The organism is Shewanella decolorationis S12, assembly GCF_000485795.1.
Taxonomy (GTDB): domain Bacteria; phylum Pseudomonadota; class Gammaproteobacteria; order Enterobacterales; family Shewanellaceae; genus Shewanella; species Shewanella decolorationis.
Genome location: NZ_AXZL01000073.1, coordinates 227,103 through 249,283, shown reverse-complemented (window position 1 = coordinate 249,283; position 22,181 = coordinate 227,103). Strand labels below are relative to the sequence as shown.

Below are 22,181 nucleotides of genomic sequence, written 5' to 3'. Positions count from 1 at the left end.
GCAATCAGATTTGCTACTGAAAAGTGAAGGGATTTACTCATTTTTCCTCCCTTCATGCGAAAGTGATATGCGCTCAAAGATACGAGTTGAATATGTCAGATTGATGACAAGTGTGACAGAAATATGACTTTAAAATGAACTTGCATTTAGCCGCGAATTTACAAGGTAAAGCAGGGGAACTATGCAGCGCCTCCTTTGGGATTGGGACAAACTGTGTTACCTTGCTCGGCTTTTTGATTGTGGTTTGACGTAGGGGTAAGCGGATGTTTGTCGGATTTGATTATGGCAGTGCCAACTGTGCCGTTGGGATTATGCAGGGAGATGACGTTTCACTGTTACCCTTATCGAGCGATTCAGCTTATTTACCTTCCACTGTGTATGCAATGGATAGGGAGCTTATTGCCGAGGCCGTTTACCGCGGCTTGCCGCAGGCATTGAAAGCTGACTATGCCAAGAAGCGCGCCGCACAATTGAGCCGTGCCCGTATGGTGCGCCACGAATTAGATCTCGATGCCGAAACCCAAGCGGTGTTTGTGGGTGAGCAGGCCGTGGCCGCTTATCTTGAAATGCCGGAAGAAGGTTTTTATGTCCGTTCGCCAAAATCCTTTTTAGGCGCGACCGGTCTTAGACCCGAGCAAGTCGCCCTGTTTGAAGACATTGTCACCTTAATGATGCAGCACATTAAAGTGCGAGCCGAAGCCGTACTCGCTCAAAAGGGCATCGCATCCGAGGGAGAGGCAAGCATTACCCATGCGGTGATTGGCCGCCCAGTGAACTTTCAAGGCATTGGTGGTGAAGAGAGTAACCGCCAAGCCGAGGCCATTTTAACCTTAGCCGCCAAAAGGGCGGGGTTTGTCGATGTGGCATTTCTGTTCGAACCTTTAGCCGCGGGGATGGACTATGAAGCCAGCCTCAGTGCCGACCAAACCGTGCTGGTGGTCGACGTGGGCGGTGGTACGACCGACTGCTCCGTGGTTAAAATGGGGCCAAAGCATCAGGCAAGCTTCGATCGCAATGCCGATTGCCTTGGCCACAGCGGCCAGCGTATTGGCGGGAACGATTTGGATATCGCGCTGGCGATGAATGCCTTTATGCCGCACTTTGGTTTAGGTTCGCTGATGAGTAATGGCAAACCTATGCCAAGCAATCCCTTTTGGAATGCGGTCGCCGTCAACGATATCAGTGCCCAGCGCGAGTTTGCCACCTTAAGCACTCGCAAGCTGATTGATGAACTCATTAAAGAGGCTGAGCAGCCACAGCTGTTAAAAAGATTGCTCAAAGTGCAGCAACAGCAGTTAAGCTACCAAATTGTACGACTAGCCGAGCGCGCCAAAATTGCTTTGTCTGAGGTGCAAACGACGGAGAGTGCGCTGGACTTTATTGAAGCGTCACTTCGGGCAGAAGTGAGTCGCGCAGGTTTTGAAACGGCGATTGAGCCTTCGCTCACCAAGGTAGAGGCGCTGATGCACCAAGCGCTGACTCAGGCGGCAAAGAGTCTTGCGGGCAATGGCTTAGCGCCAGAGGAACTGTCCGTGGATGCCGATAGTCTTGAGTGCAAACCCGATGTGATTTATGTGACGGGTGGCACCGCACGTAGCCCAGCGATTTACGCTAAAATCACTAGCCTTTATCCCGACACCCCAGTGGTCGTCGGTGACCACTTTGGCTCGGTGACGGCGGGATTAACACGCTGGGCACAAAAGTGTTTTGCGCAATAGGGAAGGATGATGAATAAGGATAAACAGATGAAAAGAGTCAATAAGGCTGTAATGTCTTTGCTTACCGTGACGCTAGCGGGGACGGTACTCACGGGCTGCGGCGATGACGTAGGTAAAGTGAGCCTTGGGTTATTTACCACTAAGGATGTGATTATCGATGCCAAGCAGGATCCTAAAATCCCTGGGGTGACCTGCCATATTAGCCGTATCGAAGCGAACCTCGATTTTGCCGATCCTTCGGATATGGGCATAAGTTGTCGTCAAACAGGGCCGATTTCCGCCGCCGATATCGCCAACATCGATAAGAGTAAACACGGCGAAGTGGTCTTTACCGAATCCTTAAGCATCTTATTTAAAAGCTTAAAAGTGCGCCGAATTTACGATGCACCCAATCAAACCCTGCTGTATTTGTCCTACTCGACCAAAGAGACGAATGGCAGCCACAAGCATGCCTTATCGACCGTGCCTTTATACGGCTCTCAGGCGTGGATTGATCCCGCAATAAGCGCGGCGCAGCCAAAATAGCAAAGGTGAATTGAAGCCGAAGTAATACGATGGCGGGGCAAAATTAAGGTGGGCCAAATTGAAGGCAGGTAAGTTCCCGCCTTCGTTGTTTTACACATAATTTGTTTAAGCTTTATTTGGCCTTGCTGGCAAGAACGGCATTAAAGCGCTCAAAGCCTGCGCTGAGATCGGCAATTAAATCATCGGGATCTTCTAGGCCAATATGCACACGGATCAACGGCTTGCTTGCATCCCATTGGGTAGCACTGCGGATTTTTTCGATCCCAAAAATCCCTAGGATCAGACTCTCATAACCACCCCAAGAAAAGCCCATTTTAAAATGCTGCATATTTTCAACGAGGGCGGTGACCGCTTCTTGATCCCCTTGCTTTAACACAAAGGAGAACAGGCCGTTGGCGGCGCTAAAGTCGCGTTTAAAGAATTCATGTCCTGGGCAGGTATCAAAGGCGGGGTGACGTAAATGGTCAACCTCGGGGCGCGTTTTCAACCAGTTAGCCACTTTAAGGGCATTTTTCTCATGCTGCGCCATGCGCACGCCTAGGGTGCGTAATCCTCGCGTGGCGAGATACACATCATCGGGGGAAGTCGTTTGCCCCAATAAATAACTGCGCTCACGCAGCTGCGGCCAGTGCTTTTCGTTGGCGGTTGCGGTGCCTATCATCACATCAGAGTGACCGACGATATATTTGGTCGCGGCTTGAATCGACACATCGACCCCCATCTCGAAGGGCTTGCTATTGATTGGTGAGGCCCAAGTGTTGTCTAGAATAGTCACTAATCCGTGTTCATGGGCGATACGGCAGAGGGTAGGGACGTCCTGCACTTCCATGGTGATGGAGCCGGGAGACTCTAAAAACAGCACCTTAGTATTGGGGCGAATAAGCGCGCGGATGCCTTCACCAATCAGGGGGTCGTAATAGGTGGTCTCAATATTAAAACCCGCCAGAATATGGCTGCAAAGATCGCGGGTTGGCTCGTAAACACTGTCGACCATCAGCAGGTGATCGCCCGCCTGTAAAAACGATAATAAAGCCGCGCTAATCGCCGCCGCACCCGAGGGATACAGCGCCGTACCTGCGCCACCTTCGAGCTCACTGATCGCCGCTTGAAACGCAAAATGGGTTGGGGTGCCGCGGCGGCCATAAAACATTTCGCCATTAGTTTTGTTTTTGGCGGCGTGACGCATGTCTTCCATGGTGTCGAAGACGATAGTGGATGCGCGAAATATGGGCGGATTAATCACGCCCTTGGTCCATTTTTTATCTCGACCGACGCTGACGATTTGGGTGGCTAGCTGATGTTTATCTGTCATAGGGCTTACCTTGGCGAGTCAGTTTTTATGTTGTTATCCATTGTGATGGCCGTCATCTTAGCATCTGCCCGTGAAAATGGCAGGAGGCAAACAGATGAGTTTGCCTCAAGTTACAGAGCATGGATTAGCTCAGCGGCAGGGTGACCAGAATATCGACCCCATCGTTTTCGCTGCGGTTGCGGGCCAAAATCTTCCCTTGATGGAATTCGGTCACGAGCCGTGCAATATACAAACCTAGGCCGAGGTGCGGTTTGTCTTGGGCTTGATTGACCCGCACCGAGACCATGGAATCGAAGATCTGCTCCGACATATCCACTGGCAACTGTGGTCCTAAGTTGCTGATAAGCAAAGTAGCTTGTTTGCCAACTTGGGTGAGGGTCACTTCAATCGCACTGCCTTGATGACAAAACTCGATGGCGTTGGCGATAAGCTTGTCCATCAATTGGGCGATGTATTCGGGCACGCCCTGCATCATCAATGGCTGCTCAGGCACTTTGACGCTAAATTGTTGCTCAGGGTAGGTTATTTGATAGCCTTGCATACAACCGCTCACCACTTGGGACAGCGGGAACTTAGCCACATCGGCCTGAGTGAGGCTCTGCTCGAGGCGTGTCGCCTCACTCATATTGTTTAAAATCATGCTTAATCGGCTCACCCCTTCTTGAGCGCGGTCGACGTACTTTTGTGTGTCTTTATCTAAGGTTTGCAGATTTAAGTGCTCTAGAGAGGAGCGCACCACTGCCACCGGCGTGCGTAATTCATGGGACAGGCGCGACGACATATTCTCGAGATAATGGGTGTATTGACCTAAACGACCGACAATGCTGGCAAAACTGCGGGATAAGTCGCCAATCTCGTCCCGTGCCTTAGAGGGTTTTAAATGGTTACGCACACGGCCTTGGCTGTCGATGGCGCTTTCGGCTTCATCGCGTAGTTTGCGGATACGATTGGAAATGCTCGAGGCGAAGAAAAACAGCGCTAAGGTGCCCATGCTCATAATGGTTAGGATCACGTTAAACAGTTTTTCCAGCGCACGGTTACGCAGGGTGCGAATACCGTGGGTGGTTTCTTCGGCCACCACGGCGCCCATCACATTGTTATCAATCCAAATGGGGCTGGCGGCCGCAAGCACCACAGCCTTATTGTCTGGGGTCAGTCGCCAAGTCGAGCTTTGTTGTCCCGCAAGTGCCTTTTGAATATGGCTGCCGTCGAGTTCGGTCGAGTCCTGCAGGGAATCGATAAAATCCTTAGGTGGTTTAGTAAGGATTTTATAGTAGAGCGGATGCAGGTAGTCGCGCTGAAAACGTTGCCACATAGAATTGCTGTTTTCATCATCAAGGGTGCGCGTCCAGACACTGTTGCTGTCACGGATATCGCCAGACTTCGCCAGCACGCGCCCGTGTTTGTCGACCACCCAAATCCGTGAGCTATAGTGGCTCATCCCTTTGATAATGTTTTCAATTTCGGGTGATGGCACTAAGACTGTACCCAGTTTATCGACGGTATCTAAGGCGGAGGTGCCAACAACGGCGGTGATATCGCGGTACTTGCTGTCGTTGACATCAGAAATTGCAAACCCGAGTTTACTGCCCACCATGTCTAAGGGGATCCGCAGTTCGATATTGTAGCCCACATCCGTGGTGGCCCATTGTCCTTGAATCCGGACTTCGGGCGTCACAGGCACGGTTTGTTTAGGATTGGCGGGCAGTTCGAAGGCACTGATCCAGCCGGGCTGGGTCGTAGCCACGATATAGCGTTTAAATTTATTGTCGGGGGCAAGGGTCGCAATCGACAGGTGATCGTTTCTATCGACGCTTAAGGCATTTTTGCCACGAAACACCACATTGGGATCGACCACCTGAAAAAAGGCATACAGATAACCATCGTACTGACCCACCATATGGGTAAAACTCAAGGTGAGCGGCGTGCTGGGATCGGCGCGCATGATAAGATTCGCCTCGCCATACTGGATAAATCTGTGCTGATATTCCTGCCATTCATTGAGTTTGCCATCGAGCAGGATCGCTCCTGCTAGGGGGTAAGCATAGAGATCGCGACTCTTTTCAACCTGCTTTAAAAAGCTGGCCTGACCGTCGAACAGTTTCGGCCGCTCGTGTAAGGCGGTCGCTAAGGCTTGGGTAGTACCCTCTAAGGTGCGTTCCTGACCGTGGCGCAGGTATTTTTCCATCTCCCACACATATTGGTACCCCAGCCAAGGTAGGCAGAGTAAAAACAGGCTAAGGCCAATAACTTTAGTGCGAAGACCGAAGGGAAAACGTGTCATAGAATGCTGGCTAATCTGCTACATGGTTTAGGCTAGGCTGTCCCAGCGATAGCCCATGCCGTAAACGGTATCAATACAATCAAATTCGGGCGCGGCAGCCATAAATTTCTTACGGATGCGCTTCACATGGGAGGTGATAGTGCTGTCATCGACAAAAATCTTTGCCTCCTGCATCAGCTCATGGCGACTACGGACGTGTCCTGGGTGTTTGGCCAGGGCGTGCACCATCCAAAATTCGGTAACGGTTAACTCAATTGGGATCTGATTCCAAGAAACCAGCATCCGATTGGCGTCTATGGTAAGCGGTCCGCGCTCCAGTAAATTTTCCTGCGGCGTTTGACTGGTGGCTAACTCAGAGCGGCGAAACAGCGCGGCTAAACGAGCCGTCAAATGGGGGAAACTCACTTCTTTGCTCAGGTAATCATCGGCGCCTAAACGCAGGCCGCACACAGTATCGAAATCGCTATCCCGTGCGGTTAAGAAGATGATCGGCAGCGTGTTCGACATGGCGCGCAGAGACTGACACAGCATAAAACCGCCGTCAATCTCATTACCAAGGCCAATATCGATAATGGCTAAATCCGGCAGACGGGTATTAAACGCCAACATGGCCGATGGCCTGTCGGCATAGGTTTGCACACTGTAACCGTGTTGCTGCAACACATCCTTGTAATTTTCGCGAATGGCCGCTTCATCTTCCACAATGGCGATACGTTTCATTAGCCATCTTCCTATTGACTGCTGGGGATAAGTTTTCGTGACTATACAGGAATTTATTTCTGAAAAAAGCTCCCAAATGCAATTGCCATTTTGTTGCCACAATTGATAGTCGCATTGCCATTTTCCATCCCCGCTTATGCCATGGCGCTTGTGTTTAATACGCTCATTCCGTTTTACCCGCCGCGCTAATGACTTAGGCGGGTAAACGCAGCACAAATCAAAAGGAATGAGATGATGAAAAAGACGCTAATTAATATGTTGATCCTAAGTGTGCTCGCCGCGCCTATCGCCAATGTATCGGCAAAGGTGTCGCTACAAAATCAACCTCTGCTCTTAGAGCCACAGACAGAGCTAATGATTGAGCAAGAGGAAGATGATGGCGAAGCCTTGATAGGTCTTGGCGGTGGAGCACTACTTGGCGCTTTAGTTGGCGGCCCTGTTGGCGCCATTATCGGTGGATTTACTGGTACTTTAATCGGCCAGTCGGTATCCGATACCGACACAGTCAAAACCCAGCAACAGCATATTGCGTTGCAGCGCCAACAATTGGCGAGCTTAGCGGCCAAACAGCAGGCTAGTGAGCAACGCGCCGCCGAATATGCCTTAACCCAAAAGCAACTCGATGAACTGCTCGCCGAGCAACATCAACTGTTAAGTGAGTTGGCGCTGGGCATGAATGTGCAGTTCCGTACGGGCTCTGCGGAGCTTGAAAGCCATTTTTTGCCCCAATTAGACAATGTCGCCAAGGTGATGAAGCGCTTGAGCGAGTCCAATCTCGAGCTGAAAGGTTATGCCGACCGTCGCGGTGATCTGGCCTACAACCAAGCGCTCTCGGAGCAACGTTTGTTAGAAGTGCGGGGATACTTGATTAAGCAAGGCGTAGCCCCCGAGCGGATCACCACCCAAGCCTTCGGCGCCAGAATGCCACTCAATGACCAGCAAGACAGTGAATCCGATGTGTTCGATCGCCGAGTCACTTTAACCATGCAGCCTAACCAAGGGCTGATGGCGAGCCGCGTGACCGAATAATTCAACAATATCAATCGTATTCAATCAAGATCAGGAGCCTTTGTGATGATCACAGGGAAAAGGGTAAAAGAAGTTTGTCAAACGCTGGCGATGCTAGTGATAGGCGCCTCCATTTGTTGGGGGCTACCATTTGCGGTGTTAGCCTCACCGAACAGTGTGGGTACTTTATCGGCGCCGCAAAATATTGCCGCGACCTTCGATGAACATACGGCGAGCACATTGCCAGCTTTTAGTTTCGATGATGTCACCCAAGGGATGTTGGTGTATCAAACCGCCAGTGGCCGTTTAATGCCGTCCTTACCCGTGGACACGCAAGTGTCGATGCAGGTCTCGGGGCTAACCAATAGGGTGAGCGTAAAGCAGGTGTTCAGTAATCAAACCGGATTTGTCCTCAATGGCCGCTATCTGTTCCCTTTACCCAATGAGGCGGCGGTGGACTCACTGCGTTTGCACATTGGTGAGCGGATCATCGAAGGTCAAATTCACCCAAAACAGCAAGCAAAACAGATTTTTGAGCAGGCCAAAGCCGAAGGAAAACGCGCCAGTCTAGTCAGCCAAGAACGGCCTAATATGTTCACGACCGAAGTCGCCAACCTCGCTCCTAATGAAAAGTTGGTGGTCGAAATCAGTTATCAAGAAACCATTCACTATGAAGATGGTCTCTTTAGCCTACGTTTTCCGCTGGTGGTGGCACCGCGCTATATCCCTGGCTTAACACTCGGTGGGAACAATGGTGAGCGCGTGACCAGCAGCCAAGTGTTCGATGCTGACCGGATTATCGCCCCGATCCGCGACGCTAATAGCGAGGCAGACCCTGTGCTAAAGGCCGATATTAAGGTCAAACTTGGTGAAGGCGTGGACAAATCAGCCGTGGTGAGTCCGTATCATCCCATTACGATAGATGAAAAACAGGGGCAACTGACGGCGGCCTTGGCCAATCGTGTGCCAGCCAATCGTGACTTTGTGCTGCAATGGCGTCTTAAGCAGGGCACGAGTCCCGTGGCTTGGGTATTCAACCAAGCGGGCAAAACCCATGTGTCACAGGACGACAATGCAAGTGCGGATACTGGTTCAACTGGCAATACTAGCAATACAGATAACTACAGCTTAGTGATGGTCCTGCCGCCCAAAGTTGAGGCGAGTGAACAACTGAACTTGCCCCGTGAGCTTATTTTAGTGATTGATACTTCGGGGTCGATGGCGGGGGATTCTATCATTCAGGCAAAAAATGCCCTGCGTTATGCGCTGCGCGGTTTAAGGCCACAGGATAGTTTTAACATTATCGAATTTAACTCCGATGTATCCCTGCTATCGTCAACACCACTGCCCGCGACCGCGAGTAATTTGGACAAGGCACGTCAGTTTGTGAATCGTTTGCAGGCCGATGGCGGCACCGAAATGGCGCAGGCTTTAAATGCTGCGCTGCCAAGGCAGGCGTTTAACACTGCTTCGGGTGAGGATAAGTCGCTAAGACAAGTGATCTTTATGACCGATGGCTCCGTCGGCAATGAGGCTGCGCTATTTGAGTTAATTCGCAATCAAATCGGCGAAAACCGTCTTTTCACCGTAGGCATTGGCTCGGCGCCGAACTCACATTTTATGCAGCGTGCGGCTGAACTTGGGCGCGGCACTTTTACTTACATTGGTGATGTGGATGAGGTGGAACAAAAGATCAGTCAATTGCTAGGCAAAATCCAGTATCCAGTGCTCACCGATTTGCAGGTGCGTTTTGACGATGGCTCTGTGCCTGACTACTGGCCAGCACCTATTCCCGATCTATACCGCGGTGAACCGGTATTGATTAGCCTAAAGCGCCATCCTCGTGAGCCTCAGGAACTGGTGATCTCCGGTCGTCAGGGCCATAAAAACTGGCAGCAGTCGTTATCTTTACAAGCCAATGGCGCAAGCCATTCTGCAACTGATGTAGCGCAGCCAGCAGCCGGGCTCGATTTACTCTGGGCGCGCAAACAGATTGCGGCGTTAGAGCTGAGTAAAAACGGCGCTAACGATGACAAGGTCAAAGAGCAGGTCACGGCGCTGTCGCTGAACTATCACTTAGTCAGCCCCTATACCAGCTTGGTCGCGGTGGATTTAACCCCTATCACCAGTAATGCGATAAGCCGAGATGCGGTGGTGCGCCAGCATTTACCTTTGGGTTGGCAGCCAATGGGTGTTCTACCACAAACATCGACCTCAAGCCGTTTCGACATGCTCTTAGGAGGCGGCGTGTTACTACTTGCCTTGATGTTGGCGCTGTCGATTCGTCGCCAGCAGCGGCAGCAACGCGCGCTGTCATTAGCGCTGAATACTTGAGTTATGTCTATGAGTATGCGCATGACTCAACAGATACAAATAGGGTTGCTGGTGGGATTGGTATTAATCGGCATTACGTTGTTTGGAAAAGGATTCTATATGCAAGCGAAAGCACACTTTGCCCAATATTTGATTGAACAAGCCTGGGCTAAAACCTTAATCGATGGTCAGTCCCATAAACCTTGGTCTTGGGCTGATACCTATCCCGTGGCTAAGCTATCCATCGAGCAAGCTAAAAGACCGAATCACTTCGATGGTCCGGCATCCAACGACAGCTTATATGTGCTGGCGGGCGCATCTGGCCGTAACTTGGCCTTCGGGCCAGCCTTAGTGCTGTCGAGTGCACCCGCTGGCGCGCAAGGCAACACTGTGATTGCTGGGCACAGGGATACGCATTTTGCGATGTTAAATGGCATCAGTGTTGGACGTCGCTTGGCGCTGCAAACAGCGGCGGGCAGGGAGATTGTTTACCAAGTGGTGGCGACCGAAGTGGTGCATGAATCGCAAACTGAGTGGATGGCGCCAAGTGAGGACAATCGTTTAACCCTGATCACTTGCTATCCGTTCGATGCGTTGCAAGGCGGTGCCGAACTGCGTTTTGTGGTGCAGGCTATCCCGGTCGAGCCAGAATCTGCAGCTCAATCCGAAGGGGCGACAGTCGATAGGACGTTGGAGCCAAAAGTGGCTTGAACATTCGAGTTGATAGCTTGAGTTACTCGCTACAATGGGCAGGTTGACTGGTAACTAAAAAATTGGCAAATCAATTAGGGCAGAGCTGAAGGCTCTGCCTTAATGTCAGCATTAATTGTTTATCGGCATCACTCTATTACGGCCTAGACGTTTTGCCTCGTAAAGCAACTTATCTGTATTTTCAATAAGTTGTATTACTGATTGTCTTTCTTGCCACTGAGATACACCAAAGGAGGCGGTGATAGTGTCGATACGTTGATCTTTGCGTCGATCCTTGATGCTGAGTTTTTCAAGCCCACGGCGCATGGCTTCAGCCAGTTGCCTGGTGATTCGTAATTGGCTCTTTGGCACTAAAATGGCAAATTCTTCACCGCCAAAGCGGTACAGCTTACAGCCATCTCGGCAGGCTTCCTGCAAACGCTTTGCAACGACCTTTAATACTTGGTCGCCAAGCTGGTGACCATAGTTGTCATTAAAGGCCTTAAAGTGATCGATATCGACCAAGATAAGACAGGTGCCCTCGGGAGCCTGTGCCAACATGCCTGCGATATCGGCATCAAAGGCGCGGCGGTTTAAACAGCCAGTGAGTGCATCGTAAAGTACATCTTTTTCTGTTTTTTCAAGCTTTTGTTTTAATGCATCAATCTCTGTTTGGGCTTTTTGCAATTGGGTCGTAAAAAACTCTGTGCTTGAGCGAATATTGTCGGCTTCCTTCACCAAATTACGGACTAAATCGAGCACTTGCTCAACACTGAGCGTGCCTTCTTCGACACCATTGAGCTTGGCAAAGTTATTATTAATACAGCTTTGGAAGTCGGCTGCATCAAGATTCGTATCCCGAATCGATTGCGATAGCTCTGTGGCCATGGCCTCTAGATTAAGCCTCATATCACGCACATCAAGCTCAACAGGATCGGCGACATACTGGCGAAACAACAACTCACTGCTCACTGGTGGGCAAGTGTTGTAGTGGGCGATAACCGTATCGAGCTGGGCGTTTAACGCTGGGTTTTGTTCGCCCACGTAGGTATACCACAGAGCATAATTGATTGGCGTTGTGGGAATTTGATGCTTGAGCATTAAGGGAACCGCTTTTTTAAGATTCAAGGCTGCGGTTTGTAATAAATCTCGTGACATGGATAAATTCCAGTAAAAATAATCCGATAAACCATGCATATCACACATGGATAATAATATGGCTCGTCAAATCCCGTTACAACAAAAGCCCAAAAGCTGGGGCAATTACCTGCCACAAGCTTGGGGGGATATGTTAGAGTTTATCGCTAAAATTAAATAATGATAATAACTTGGGAGAAAGTCTTGAAAAATTTCATCCTTGCTGGTGCCCTAGGTTCCTTACTTTCACTACCTGCAATGGCTGCCTCTTCCTTCAGCGACAGCCTAGATTTGAATCAGTATCGTACTGATGTCAAAACCTTAGCCAGTGATGCCTTTGGTGGCCGTGCGCCCTTATCCGAAGGTGAGCAATTGACCATCGATTACCTTGAGAAAGCCTTTAAAGAGATGGGGCTCAAGCCGGGGTTTGGCGACAGCTATTTGCAGGCTGTGCCGCTGGCGAAAATCACCGCCGATCAAAATATGCAACTCGATATCGGCGGACTTAAGTTTGTCAATGGCAGTGAATTTACCGCCAGAACCCAGAGAATTAGCGATAAAGTCAACCTCAGTAATAGCGATGTGGTGTTTGTCGGTTATGGCATTAATGCGCCTGAATATGGTTGGAATGACTATCAGGGCCTTGATGTCAAAGGCAAAACCGTGATTGTGTTAGTCAATGACCCAGGTTTTGCGACTCAAGATCCCAATGTCTTTAAAGGCAATGCCATGACCTACTATGGTCGCTGGACTTACAAATACGAAGAGGCTGCGCGTCAAGGCGCCGAAGCCGTATTTATCGTCCATGAGACGGCGCCAGCCGCCTATGGTTGGGGAGTAGTGCAAAACTCCAATACTGGCACTAAGTTCACCTTGGTCGATGCCAATAATAACCAAGGGCAGGTGGGCGTGATGGGCTGGGTGCAACATGATGTCGCCAATAAGATTTTTGCTAAGGCAGGCATGGACTTCGATACCTTAAAGCAACAAGCCGCTAAGCCAAACTTTAAGGCCATTCCCTTAAAACTCAAGGCGAATGTCAGTTTAAACAATACGATTGAACGCGCCGAATCCCACAATGTGGCGGCACTGTTGCCCGGCAAGAGCCGTCCCGATGAAGTGGTGATGATGCATGCCCATTGGGATCATCTAGGTACAGTGATTGAAGATGGCAAGCCAGAGATCATTAATGGCGCCGTGGATAACGCCAGTGGCGTGGCGGGCGTGTTAGCGCTGGCGCGTTACTTTGCCAAGCAAGCGCAGAGTGCGCCGCTTGAGCGTTCGATTCTGTTCAGTGCCTTTACCGCAGAAGAAACTGGCTTGATTGGTGCCCAGCACTTTGCTCAGCATCCCAGTGTACCGACTCAAAATATCGTCGCCTTTTTAAATATCGACGGCATGAATATGAACCAAGGTGTGGATTATATTCTGCGCTATGGGGAGGGCGTGTCAGAGCTAGAAACCTATTTGGATAAGGCCGCTAAGGCGCAGGGGCGGGTGGTGAAGGGCGATCCAAGACCACAAAATGGTTTGATGTTTAGATCGGACCACTTCGCTCTGGCCCAGCAAGGCGTGCCCGGCTTGTTATTTATGAGCCTTGGGGATACTGACCCTGACTACATTGCCCACAAATACCACAAAGGTGCAGATGATTATGATCCTAACTGGACACTCGAAGGGGTGAAGCAGGATTTAGATCTGATGGCGAGCATGCTAACGACCTTAGCCAATGGCAGCGATTGGCCACATTGGTTAGAGGCATCGGACTTTAAGACCAAGCGTGAGCAGGACGGTCGTAAAAAGTAATCATATGAGATGCAAAAGGACGCTTCGGCGTCCTTTTTAATGTTTATCAATCTATTAGAAAACGTAACTTACCGAAAGCATCGGGCCGATAAAACTGTAGTAAATGTTGTAGTCGGCAATTTGGGTGTCTTTATTCGGGGATTTTTGGGCGATATCCACATCGACCTTGTAGTAGTTGTAGGCCACGCTCATGCGCCAATTATCTGTGATATTAGCATCGATACCGAGTTTGATATCGACTAATTCACCCTTTACATCATTGAGTTTAATGTAGAAATATTGGGCATGGGTGGCAAGCTTCCAGCCGGGGATAAATTCATAGTTGGCATATAAGCCAAAATCTGGCAAAGGTGCGGTGACATTTTCATCGACAATGCGGGGAATCGCTTGGCTACCACAGACATTGTTCAGTAGCTCAGAGGCATGACAGACACCGATAACGCCTTCAAAACCCGTTTTGATAAACATAGTATGCAAACCGATGGAGAAGCCCACATCGTAATTGCTGCCCTGGAAGGCATCATAACCATAACCAACACGCACAATATCAAAATTTAAGGTGGAGCTCAGTTTGCCGCCCGCCTTGATATCGTAAATGGTATCGTTAATTTCGATTTGAAAAGGTTTAGTTAGGGCTTGAGTTTCAGCGTTGCGGTGCAGTTGTTTCCAGTCGAGGTAAAAATTATGCCGTTCGTTGAAGTGATAACTTAGCTCAACAAAGGGTAAAAACTCATTTTCGGCTAATTGCAGATCGGATTCATAGTCTAAGGTGAAGTTATTACCCGCAACAGGGTTTGTCACCTCCATGTTAGTGTCAGACTGTGAATAAAATCCCCCTAGCTCAACGCTAAATTCGCCCGCTAGCACAGGGCTGCTGCCGAGTAGGGCGATCACTAGGGGTGTTAGGCGAGTGGCAATCAACGTTACTCCAGTATTCTTCTTATTATATCCAGCGATAACATCAGACTTAAGTGCCATAAGCTTATGGACATTTGGAGTGTAACAGCAAATTTCAAAATGTGAATAAATTGTTTTTGAAATTGCCTTGTTTTGTGATTTAAAACAAAAGTAGTACGGCTAATCGCTTTGGTGTACTGGTGTTGTGGGAAGGATCACGGTAATTTACATCTTGGTGATTTGTGACGAAAATGTATGGTTAAGCCAAAAAAGCGGCCCAGTAGAGACTGAGCCGCAGAGTGATTTCAACACAATCTTTTTGTGTTAGTTTGAGGCGGGATTTGCCTCTGGCGTGCTGCTATTTGCTGTTGTGTTTGCTTCGACAGCGGGCGTTTGTATTGGCTCACTGCTTTTTTCATCCTTGTTGAACATGCCTAGACGGATGCGGATAAAATGCAAAATTTGCGCGGCAATATCCACATTTAAGCAGGATTCTAAGCCTTCAAAGCCTGGGGACGAGTTGGCTTCACAGATTTTGTAGTGGCCGTTATCGAATAACAAATCGATACCCGCTACATCTAAATCGAGAATATTGGCGGTTTGTGTCGCCAGCCATTCGATTTCAGGTGTAATTTCAAAGGGACGTGCCGAACCACCCGCACTAACATTAGCTTTAAAGCTATCTTCCTGCCCACGGCGCTCATAGCAGCCAGCCACGCGTCCACCAATGGTAAATACACGGAGATCGCGGCCATGGCTGTTGGCGATAAACTCCTGCAGAATGATGTTGGCGTTTTTATTGGTCGCCTCGATCAATTGCATTAAGTCATCAAATTCACGGGCCTTATGGGATAAAAATACCCCGCTTCCCTGCGAACCCGAAAGGGTTTTAATTACCACCGGAAAACCTAAATGGCGTTCAACCAGTTCGATATCGACGGGGAACTTTACCAGCATGGTTTTAGGTGTGGGCAAGTTCTTCTCGGCCAGCAATTGCTGGGAAAAGAGCTTATCTTTGACGATTTCAATGGCTTTAGAAGGATTGAGGCAGTACACCCCTAAACGCTCAAGGTGGCGAATAATCGCCAAGGCAAAGTAGGTGGTGCCAGAACCCATTCTAGGAATGATAAAGTCTGGTAATTCAACGGGTTGACCGTTTAACAAAATACTCTTATTGTCTTCTCTGGTCACGGTGAGATCAAACTCATCCGGAGCATACACTTCTAACTCAATATTGTCGGCCTTGGCGGCAGCCAATAGACGCTCAATTTCATACAATTCAGGTTTTAGCTGAGTCGCGGTTTCTTTATATAAAATCCACCCACGCATTTAATCGCAAACCTTCATTTTCATTCTTTATCCTCGGGTTCAGCTTCGTCCTGAACGTCATCTTCAATTTCGACATCCACATCGAATGCCGCTTCAACTGGCTCAATCTCAGGTTTAGTGGCGGGCAAATGAACCGTGCCAACCACAGCATAAAAGGGCTTACCTAAGGCGAGTTTGCGGTACTTTAACCAGATATGCTCTAACAAGCTACTGGGAGCGATGTTTCCTTTGATGACTTCGACAAATTGTGCTTCATCGGCGGTGACGGGGAGCGACTTGCCTTCATCGAGGTTTTTCATGGCATGGCCATGTAATTCAAGCAGTTCGGCTTCTTTACTGGTGAAGTCGCCACTGCGCTTAAAACCTTTTGGAAAATTAGTGTCGTCGTAAAAACGTTTATGGGATACGAAACTGGCAGCTGAGCCGTTCACCGTCTCAGAACCCTTGTTAGCGTTTGAAAAAGACTGTTCAGACATGGCTGTTACCTTCTAGTTTTTGATATACAAAGATTTGCAAGTGGAGTATTGGCTAGTATTATTGATTTATAAATCAAAAAAATTTGCCAATGTTGGTCAAGAATTTTTATGGATACCGATTTACTAAAGACCTTTTTAGAAGTCTCCCGCACTCGTCATTTCGGCAAGGCTGCGGAAAATCTTTACCTTACCCGCAGTGCGGTCAGTTTTCGGGTTAAACAACTCGAAAGCATCCTCGGTGTGGCCTTGTTTGAACGTCAACGTAACAATATTCAACCCACTCCGGCGGGTGAGCGTATGCTTGGACATGCAGAAGCGGTATTAACCGCTTGGGAGCGTGCTAAGCAAGATGTTTCGCTTAGTCAGTTACAATCGACTCAACTTGCCATTGGTGCTGGCCCCAACATTTGGGATGCCTATTTGCAGGGGCATTTACAGCATTTGCATGTGGGATTACCTGGAGTGGCATTGCGGACCGAGGTTTTGCCACTCACTGTAATGACACGTCAGTTGATGGACCGCACCCTTGATTTAGCGATTTCCTTTGATCCGCCCAAGCTTGACCAATTTGAATTGGTGCAATTGGGGCAAATTAATTTGTTGCTCGTGTCTCAATCGGCTGGTATCGCGGTGAATTCTGTGCAGGCAGGGCAATATGTCAAAGTGGATTGGGGCACGGCATTTAATATTATCCACGCTCAGGAATATGCCGCTCTACCCGTGCCGACATTACACACTAGTTCGGCCAGTATCGCTTTGGATTTTATCCAAAATAACGGTGGCTGCGCGTTTTTACCCGAGCATTTGGTTCAGCCATTGTTGAACCGGGGTGAGCTGCATTTAGTTGCGGGGGCGAGCGCCATTTCGCGTCGTGTGTATGTTGCCTATTGGGCCGAGAATGACCGCTTAGAGCAAATCAAACAGGCAATTAGCTTTTTAGCCGATAAGTCAGCAGATAAACGCTAATCAGTAACATCTGTGAATTAAAAACGCCTTTAGGTGATAACCAAAAGGCGTTTTTTATTGCAGAACAAATGGTTGGGAAGTGATACTTCGCTTCGCCAGATAAATGCACTCGTTAAAGATTACGCTAAAGAACAGGCATTGAATTGCACGCATTAAATAACCAGTGGTAGCAGCACCACAAGCCATGTGATAGCGCAGAGTGCTAAACTCATAAACACCGCTGCGGAGGCAATATCCTTTGCTTGGCCACTCAGTGGATGGATTTCACTGCCCACTCGGTCAACCACAGCTTCAATCGCTGAGTTTAATAGCTCAACAATCAACACGATGAATAGGGTTAAGATCAGCATTAGACGTTCCATGGTGCTGATATCGACCAATAGGGCGATGGGTAGCATTACCACGGCTAGCATCAATTCCTGTCTAAAAGCGGCTTCGTGGATCCAAGCGGCTTTTAAGCCCTTCATCGAAAATCCCGTCGCTCTAAAAATGCGTTTAATACCGTGGTTGTTTGCTGGTTTCATAATAATTCCATCAACTTGTGCGATTGTTCGCGAAGCATTTACCCGCTCAAGCAAAATACAACTAACCTGTTAACATTTGAGCGAGCTTAAAAAGAGGCCGCAGTATAGCCCGATAACCCCAGCGTATAAAGCATTAAACCGACAAATTCACAGTCCTGCTAAGGTGTTATCGGGCAGCGCTCTAACTCGCGCTAGACAAATCTTAAGGCTAGACTTTATGCTCAATACCACTTTATTGAAGAGGCAAAGGAATGGCTCTTACAATTCGCTCACTGTTTTTAACATTTACACTAGTGCAGTATTGGGTTGCGGGACTTAGTGTATACGGCTTAACAATGGCAGTCTGTTACGCCAATCCCCAGACACCAAATATTCAATTAGCGACCGAGTTTTCTCGCGAGAAACGTATTCAAATCAGTGAGTTTTTCGTCAGCGAAAAACTCGATGGTGTACGTGGCTATTGGGATGGGAAACGTTTAGTGACTCGTCAGGGAAATCCAATCCTTGCGCCAAGTTGGTTTACCGCAAACTTCCCTTCCATCCCCATGGACGGAGAATTATGGATAGGGCGAGGGCAATTTGAAGCAATATCTGGGCTGATACGGCAAACCTCACCCAAAGAAAACGACTGGCAAAACGTGCGCTTTATGGTGTTTGATTTACCTCAGATGCAGGGGAGTTTTGAAAAGCGATATCGAGATATGCAGACGCTAATTGCTGATAAATCGATTTATCTTCAAGTTGTTGAGCAAGTCAGCGTGGAGAGTATTGAGGCGCTGTATCAAAAATTAGATGTCTTAGTCGCTCAGGGAGCCGAAGGTATCATCCTCCATCGTCGCTCAGCCCTCTATACACCGGGGCGAAATCCTAATGTGATGAAGTTAAAGCCTTATTTGGATGCCGAAGCCAAAGTCATTGGCTATATTCCCGGTAAAGGGCAGTTTACGGGTCAAATGGGCGCATTAAGGGTGCAAACGCCGGATGGTCGAATTTTTAGTATTGGTACAGGCTTTAGTTTAGCCGAGCGTCAACATCCACCTGCCATTGGTACGCTAATTACCTATAAATATTTAGGAACTACCGCAAATGGTTTACCGCGATTCGCGAGCTTTTTGCGGATAAGAACCGATATAATCCCCGAGGAACAATAATTAAGTTGCTAAATTGTATCGCTTTGATAAAAATCGAGCTCGTTAGTGTAAAAGTTGCCATATATCGTGTTGATTATTAATGGACAAAAAAATTCTAAGGAGCAAGTTTTGGTCGAAAGTTTGCGTGGATTAACGTCGTGGAAACAACGAATTGAGGGCGTCCTCGTTGTCCCCAAATGGATAAAGCATCCAATAGTTGCAACAAAACAGCTTTTACTCAGTTTAAGTTTGGCGCAGCGTTGTTACGTATTAGCTTTGTTAGCACTAATGTTATTTCAACCCGAAATTTGGGTAGCTGCCGTTATCACTGCTATTGCCTTGATTATTGAGTTTTGGCCGAAATTTGCCATGGCTTGGCATACTTTAGCAGGCAAAGCCATTTTTCTGCTGTTTTATGCCGTTATTGCTAACTTTGCCTTAGCTGCGAGCGGCAGTGTGGTGAACGAAATCACCGGTGTATCGGCCTCACATTTGTCCTACACCCATAACTTTGCCATTTTGCTGTATTTGCCGATTTGGTTTGTGTGTATCTCTATCCTCGCTTTACTCTTACTGCAATTGGTGATCCCTTGTTATTTGTTTTTCCATATCGGATTACGCATATTGGGACTCGAAGCCAAGCAGCAAGGAAATAAAAGACGATTTGTGGTAACAACCGCGCTGGTGCGTATGATTCTGTCTGTTGTGTTGTTATTAAACTTGGTTGCGATTACCGATGGTGAAAACTGGGTAGGGGATTTAGCCAAGAAAACCCAAGCGTTAAAACATGATTCGATAGATAAACAGGTAGTTAACGAAGGCGAAACCATTCTTAAAGCCGAAGACAGTCTTGAACAGGCAGGCAGCGAACTCACACCTGATCAAACCGACACAACCGAAACACTTAAGGCTTTTGGCCATAGCTATTACAAAGGGATCCGCGATTTAATTGCCTTATTTGCCTATAAATTTGAAGCCGATGGCCGCAGCCGTTGCCAAAAGTTAGCTGACTCTGTAGTGATTGAACTCAATGACTATGAAATACTTGAAATTACCGAATCTGCCCATGAGCAGTATGGTTACCATTTTGAAGTCAAAAAATGTATTTCCCCCGCCTTTGGTCAAATGGCATCAACACCTAAGTAACAACACGAGAGGATGCTAAATTGTTAGACAATCAAGAGTTTGCAAAAGCGCAGCCGGTACGACGCATCTTAATGGTCTGTATGGGTAATATTTGTCGCTCGCCCACCGCTGAGGCAGTTTGCCGCGCTAAAATTCGCGAGCGCCGCCTTAATATCGAAGTCGATTCGGCGGGCACTATTGGTTATCACCAAGGGGAGCAACCCGATAGCCGCTCAATCGCAGCAGGTAAAAAACGCGGATTAAGTTTCGACGGCATTCGAGCAAGGCAAGTGATTGATGCCGATTTTGAGCATTTCGATCTTATTTTAGCGGCAGATAATAGCAACCTCGCTGATTTACGCCGCCGTTGCCCACCCGAATACCAATACAAATTAAAACTGATGCTGTCCTTCGGTGATTGCGATACGGATGAGGTTCCCGATCCCTATTATGGCGGTACGCAAGGATTCGAATTAGTCCTCGATCTACTCGAACAGAGTATGGACGTTTTATTAGACCAGTTAACCAGAAAATGAATTAGTAACGGAGAGTGTTAATGATAAAAGATGTTGCATTAAAGTGTTAATGTTTTAGCTAAACAAAGTCGTAAGGTGTTTATGATTAAAGATCGGGAACTTTGCAGATATGTCGACACATTGGCAAGCGGATAGTTATCTATATATTCAACTACAGGTCTCCATTCGAGGTCGTTTACTATGACTTATAGTTTGGTGAGTCAAAATCAAGATAACTGGAAACTAAATCGCAAATGTTCATAAGCATGTTAGGTGCTTTTGTGATACAACTCAATAATTATTGTACACTCTAAGGCTAGTAAATTGGGAAAAGGCGTTAATGCTATCGGGATTTGTGAACAAGAAAATTGTATTATATTGCTAATTGATAGTGCAAAAGAAAAAACTGTATGACTTTATAAAAAATGAGAGTCAAGTCTAGATTAGAAGGCTTTTAATGATGAAAGTTTTTCGTGCAGTCACTATCTAATAATTGTTAATCTGATTAGTCTTGATGTGATTACACAGACCATTGAGTGATTCATTAATCTATTTAACTTTATGCTCTTGTGTATTTTTTGAAATTTATAATGCTTGATAAATTAGCTTGATATATGTCATGTTACATCAGATTTTAGTATAAGTATGGAGAAGAAATCATGTTTGGAAACCGAATAACCTATACGGCACTTGCATTAAGTTACTTGTCATGTTTAAGCATAATCCTCTATCCATTATCATTAATGATGGCTAATAATTTCTTCAATACAGAGCAATATAAAAATGCATCATTCTACGAGTGGCTCTTTATCATCCTTTTACTTACTTATCCTATAACAACTATTGCAGGTTTGATCGTTGCAATGAAAGGCCACAGTATTACTAAAAATCTTGACACTATAAAAGGTATGTTTATTTCCTACTCTAACTTTATTTTCATTATCATACTGATGCTTATCGAACTAAAAAATGCATGATTGTTGCTTCATTTTAAAAAAGCTTTATGTTACTAGTACATTACCGACTCCTATCCTTATTTAGCGGGGCGTTAAGCACCGTCTATACAATGCTAAGCATTTCATAGGGAAACCTCTATTCAGCGTCCTCGCCAAACTCAAATAAGTCTTGAATTCTCGCCTTAACATCGCTCCCGATAACCATTGCTGTAGCAGCGTGGACTGAGTCATTATCATTTGAATTCGCGTCGTTTTTACTATTGTTGTGGGACCTTTGCGGTGATGCCAAATCATCTGCATCTGGTGCTGCGGATGGATATCGAAACAGCAAATCACTGGGACTGACCGCGAAGTGCTTGAGCAGTGGCATAAGTTGTTTAAAGGCGATGAATTAACGCAAAAATTCGCTAAAGGTGAGTTAGTCGAAGCCCATGAGGTCAACCGATTAAAGCACTCAATCGCCCTTTATCGTAGTCGATTATGTGATATCTCATGGTTTATGCGCTGCCTCAACGAACCCATTGCAAGGCAAGCAAATCAAGAAGATAACTGTACAGGTCGATTCTGGGAAGGGCGGTTCAAATCGCAAGCCCTACTCGATGAAGCTGCGGTGTTAGCCTGTATGACTTACGTTGATTTAAATCCAATTCGATCGCAACTCGCTGAGACACCAGAACAATCCGACCATACCAGCATTCAGCTACGTATTCGGGCCGCATTCAAAGGTGAGCAGCCCAGCAATCTCCTGCT

Annotated in this window: 18 protein-coding genes and 1 pseudogene; 11 read left to right on the top strand and 8 right to left on the bottom strand. The window is 47.6% G+C overall.

Annotated features, from left to right (window positions below; genetic code table 11):
* Positions 1 to 263: 263 nt before the first annotated feature.
* Positions 264 to 1,718, top strand: coding sequence for a molecular chaperone (gene yegD / locus SHD_RS16915; RefSeq protein ID WP_023268251.1), 1,455 nt, complete (start codon positions 264 to 266; stop codon positions 1,716 to 1,718).
* 51 nt (positions 1,719 to 1,769) lie between these two features.
* On the top strand, positions 1,770 to 2,243 hold the full coding sequence (locus tag SHD_RS16910; RefSeq protein WP_161629219.1) for a CreA family protein: 474 nt from the start codon (positions 1,770 to 1,772) through the stop codon (positions 2,241 to 2,243).
* Between the two features lie 112 nt (positions 2,244 to 2,355).
* Here the strand turns inward: SHD_RS16910 and SHD_RS16905 are convergent, their stop codons facing one another.
* The 3 genes from SHD_RS16905 to pdsR form a co-directional block, all read right to left on the bottom strand.
* A complete protein-coding gene (locus tag SHD_RS16905) occupies positions 2,356 to 3,555 on the bottom strand; it encodes a cystathionine beta-lyase (RefSeq protein ID WP_023268249.1) in 1,200 nt (399 codons plus the stop codon).
* A 124-nt stretch (positions 3,556 to 3,679) separates the two neighbouring features.
* Positions 3,680 to 5,839 (bottom strand): proteobacterial dedicated sortase system histidine kinase, encoded by a 2,160-nt coding sequence (gene pdsS / locus SHD_RS16900; RefSeq protein ID WP_023268248.1) that lies wholly within the window; start codon positions 5,837 to 5,839, stop codon positions 3,680 to 3,682.
* A gap of 27 nt (positions 5,840 to 5,866) precedes the next feature.
* Positions 5,867 to 6,559 carry a proteobacterial dedicated sortase system response regulator gene (gene pdsR, locus SHD_RS16895; protein WP_023268247.1) on the bottom strand — a complete coding sequence of 231 codons (693 nt, stop codon included), beginning with the start codon at positions 6,557 to 6,559 and terminating at the stop codon, positions 5,867 to 5,869.
* 231 nt (positions 6,560 to 6,790) lie between these two features.
* On the opposite strand from pdsR, the gene pdsO reads away from it, so the two are divergent.
* Genes pdsO through SHD_RS16880 form a run of 3 tightly spaced genes read left to right on the top strand, consistent with a single transcriptional unit; the run spans position 6,791 to position 10,591 of the window.
* Positions 6,791 to 7,588 (top strand): sortase-associated OmpA-like protein PdsO, encoded by a 798-nt coding sequence (gene pdsO, locus SHD_RS16890; RefSeq protein ID WP_023268246.1) that lies wholly within the window; start codon positions 6,791 to 6,793, stop codon positions 7,586 to 7,588.
* A gap of 45 nt (positions 7,589 to 7,633) precedes the next feature.
* On the top strand, positions 7,634 to 9,901 hold the full coding sequence (locus tag SHD_RS16885; protein WP_023268245.1) for a marine proteobacterial sortase target protein: 2,268 nt from the start codon (positions 7,634 to 7,636) through the stop codon (positions 9,899 to 9,901).
* Positions 9,902 to 9,910: 9 nt separating this feature from the next.
* Complete coding sequence (locus tag SHD_RS16880) at positions 9,911 to 10,591, top strand: class GN sortase (RefSeq protein WP_039978591.1); 681 nt, start codon at positions 9,911 to 9,913, stop codon at positions 10,589 to 10,591.
* 111 nt (positions 10,592 to 10,702) lie between these two features.
* Here SHD_RS16880 and SHD_RS16875 read toward each other — a convergent pair whose 3' ends face one another.
* Positions 10,703 to 11,728 carry a GGDEF domain-containing protein gene (locus SHD_RS16875; RefSeq protein ID WP_039978590.1) on the bottom strand — a complete coding sequence of 342 codons (1,026 nt, stop codon included), beginning with the start codon at positions 11,726 to 11,728 and terminating at the stop codon, positions 10,703 to 10,705.
* A 159-nt stretch (positions 11,729 to 11,887) separates the two neighbouring features.
* On the opposite strand from SHD_RS16875, the gene SHD_RS16870 reads away from it, so the two are divergent.
* Positions 11,888 to 13,513, top strand: coding sequence for a M28 family metallopeptidase (locus SHD_RS16870; RefSeq protein WP_023268241.1), 1,626 nt, complete (start codon positions 11,888 to 11,890; stop codon positions 13,511 to 13,513).
* A gap of 54 nt (positions 13,514 to 13,567) precedes the next feature.
* Here the strand turns inward: SHD_RS16870 and SHD_RS16865 are convergent, their stop codons facing one another.
* The 3 genes from SHD_RS16865 to SHD_RS16855 all read right to left on the bottom strand — a co-directional run bounded on the left by SHD_RS16865 (position 13,568) and on the right by SHD_RS16855 (position 16,215).
* The gene (locus SHD_RS16865; protein ID WP_039978618.1) at positions 13,568 to 14,431 is read right to left on the bottom strand and encodes a hypothetical protein; all 864 of its coding nucleotides are present in this window, start codon (positions 14,429 to 14,431) and stop codon (positions 13,568 to 13,570) included.
* Between the two features lie 303 nt (positions 14,432 to 14,734).
* Positions 14,735 to 15,739: an ATP-grasp domain-containing protein gene (locus tag SHD_RS16860; protein WP_023268239.1), complete on the bottom strand. Its 1,005-nt coding sequence runs from the start codon at positions 15,737 to 15,739 to the stop codon at positions 14,735 to 14,737.
* Positions 15,740 to 15,759: 20 nt separating this feature from the next.
* Positions 15,760 to 16,215, bottom strand: a complete 456-nt coding sequence (locus tag SHD_RS16855; RefSeq protein WP_023268238.1) for a MaoP family protein — start codon at positions 16,213 to 16,215, stop codon at positions 15,760 to 15,762.
* 108 nt (positions 16,216 to 16,323) lie between these two features.
* Between SHD_RS16855 and hdfR the strand changes: the two genes are divergently transcribed.
* The gene (hdfR, locus tag SHD_RS16850; RefSeq protein WP_023268237.1) at positions 16,324 to 17,181 is read left to right on the top strand and encodes an HTH-type transcriptional regulator HdfR; all 858 of its coding nucleotides are present in this window, start codon (positions 16,324 to 16,326) and stop codon (positions 17,179 to 17,181) included.
* Positions 17,182 to 17,333: 152 nt separating this feature from the next.
* Here hdfR and SHD_RS16845 read toward each other — a convergent pair whose 3' ends face one another.
* Positions 17,334 to 17,705 (bottom strand): diacylglycerol kinase, encoded by a 372-nt coding sequence (locus tag SHD_RS16845; RefSeq protein WP_039978589.1) that lies wholly within the window; start codon positions 17,703 to 17,705, stop codon positions 17,334 to 17,336.
* Positions 17,706 to 17,956: 251 nt separating this feature from the next.
* Between SHD_RS16845 and SHD_RS16840 the strand changes: the two genes are divergently transcribed.
* The 4 genes and pseudogenes from SHD_RS16840 to SHD_RS22325 all read left to right on the top strand — a co-directional run.
* The gene (locus tag SHD_RS16840) at positions 17,957 to 18,856 is read left to right on the top strand and encodes a DNA ligase (RefSeq protein ID WP_039978588.1); all 900 of its coding nucleotides are present in this window, start codon (positions 17,957 to 17,959) and stop codon (positions 18,854 to 18,856) included.
* Positions 18,857 to 18,964: 108 nt separating this feature from the next.
* The gene (locus tag SHD_RS16835; protein WP_039978587.1) at positions 18,965 to 19,981 is read left to right on the top strand and encodes a hypothetical protein; all 1,017 of its coding nucleotides are present in this window, start codon (positions 18,965 to 18,967) and stop codon (positions 19,979 to 19,981) included.
* Positions 19,982 to 20,052: 71 nt separating this feature from the next.
* Positions 20,053 to 20,496 carry a low molecular weight protein-tyrosine-phosphatase gene (locus tag SHD_RS16830; protein ID WP_039978617.1) on the top strand — a complete coding sequence of 148 codons (444 nt, stop codon included), beginning with the start codon at positions 20,053 to 20,055 and terminating at the stop codon, positions 20,494 to 20,496.
* A 1,108-nt stretch (positions 20,497 to 21,604) separates the two neighbouring features.
* Positions 21,605 to 22,181: pseudogene (locus tag SHD_RS22325) on the top strand (transposase); the annotation flags it as partial.

What these genes read in the sequence shown, in the direction of transcription:
- SHD_RS16855 (WP_023268238.1), bottom strand. Translation starts at nt 16,215, where the DNA reads ATGTCTGAACAGTCTTTTTCAAACGCTAACAAGGGTTCTGAGACGGTG.
- hdfR (WP_023268237.1), top strand. Translation starts at nt 16,324, where the DNA reads ATGGATACCGATTTACTAAAGACCTTTTTAGAAGTCTCCCGCACTCGT.
- pdsO (WP_023268246.1), top strand. Translation starts at nt 6,791, where the DNA reads ATGATGAAAAAGACGCTAATTAATATGTTGATCCTAAGTGTGCTCGCC.
- yegD (WP_023268251.1), top strand. Translation starts at nt 264, where the DNA reads ATGTTTGTCGGATTTGATTATGGCAGTGCCAACTGTGCCGTTGGGATT.
- SHD_RS16875 (WP_039978590.1), bottom strand. Translation starts at nt 11,728, where the DNA reads ATGTCACGAGATTTATTACAAACCGCAGCCTTGAATCTTAAAAAAGCG.
- pdsS (WP_023268248.1), bottom strand. Translation starts at nt 5,839, where the DNA reads ATGACACGTTTTCCCTTCGGTCTTCGCACTAAAGTTATTGGCCTTAGC.
- pdsR (WP_023268247.1), bottom strand. Translation starts at nt 6,559, where the DNA reads ATGAAACGTATCGCCATTGTGGAAGATGAAGCGGCCATTCGCGAAAAT.
- SHD_RS16870 (WP_023268241.1), top strand. Translation starts at nt 11,888, where the DNA reads ATGATAATAACTTGGGAGAAAGTCTTGAAAAATTTCATCCTTGCTGGT.
- SHD_RS16860 (WP_023268239.1), bottom strand. Translation starts at nt 15,739, where the DNA reads ATGCGTGGGTGGATTTTATATAAAGAAACCGCGACTCAGCTAAAACCT.
- SHD_RS16840 (WP_039978588.1), top strand. Translation starts at nt 17,957, where the DNA reads ATGGCTCTTACAATTCGCTCACTGTTTTTAACATTTACACTAGTGCAG.
- SHD_RS16885 (WP_023268245.1), top strand. Translation starts at nt 7,634, where the DNA reads ATGATCACAGGGAAAAGGGTAAAAGAAGTTTGTCAAACGCTGGCGATG.
- SHD_RS16905 (WP_023268249.1), bottom strand. Translation starts at nt 3,555, where the DNA reads ATGACAGATAAACATCAGCTAGCCACCCAAATCGTCAGCGTCGGTCGA.
- SHD_RS16830 (WP_039978617.1), top strand. Translation starts at nt 20,053, where the DNA reads ATGGTCTGTATGGGTAATATTTGTCGCTCGCCCACCGCTGAGGCAGTT.
- SHD_RS16910 (WP_161629219.1), top strand. Translation starts at nt 1,770, where the DNA reads ATGTCTTTGCTTACCGTGACGCTAGCGGGGACGGTACTCACGGGCTGC.
- SHD_RS16880 (WP_039978591.1), top strand. Translation starts at nt 9,911, where the DNA reads ATGAGTATGCGCATGACTCAACAGATACAAATAGGGTTGCTGGTGGGA.
- SHD_RS16845 (WP_039978589.1), bottom strand. Translation starts at nt 17,705, where the DNA reads ATGAAACCAGCAAACAACCACGGTATTAAACGCATTTTTAGAGCGACG.